The sequence below is a fragment of the Scandinavium sp. M-37 genome, assembly GCF_043558715.1.
Taxonomy (GTDB): Bacteria; Pseudomonadota; Gammaproteobacteria; order Enterobacterales; family Enterobacteriaceae; genus Scandinavium; species Scandinavium vulneris_A.
Genome location: NZ_JBIGIN010000131.1, coordinates 1 through 357, shown reverse-complemented (window position 1 = coordinate 357; position 357 = coordinate 1). Strand labels below are relative to the sequence as shown.

Genomic DNA, 357 nt, shown 5'->3' with positions numbered 1-357 from the left:
CGCGCTGCAATTTATCCCACTTCGCCTGAGCTGCACGCATGGCCTGCGCCTTTGACGCGTAAATCGTGGTCATGGCGAAAACATTATCCGACTCACCGGTCATATATTCGCCCTCTCGGGCTTCCAGCTCTTTCTGCTTTTTAGTCTTCGCCGTACTGCTGACCGGTTTCGCTTTGGGATGCTGGAGCGCCCGCAGGTGCTGCTCTTTCGGCTTACGCTTCAGCTTTACCTGTTGCGCCTGCTTCTGAGGCTTCGGGTCTTTGGTCTGCAGCCATTTGGCCGTGACGCCGGTATACGCGCCCCGGTCAGCAATCGCGAACTGATGCCGGTCACCATCACTGCGCTGAATAGTGATTT

At 56.6% G+C, this 357-nt stretch carries 1 pseudogene; it reads right to left on the bottom strand.

Features of this window, described 5'->3' with window-relative positions:
- Positions 1-357, bottom strand: a pseudogene (locus ACG0Z5_RS24040) (phage late control D family protein); the annotation flags it as partial.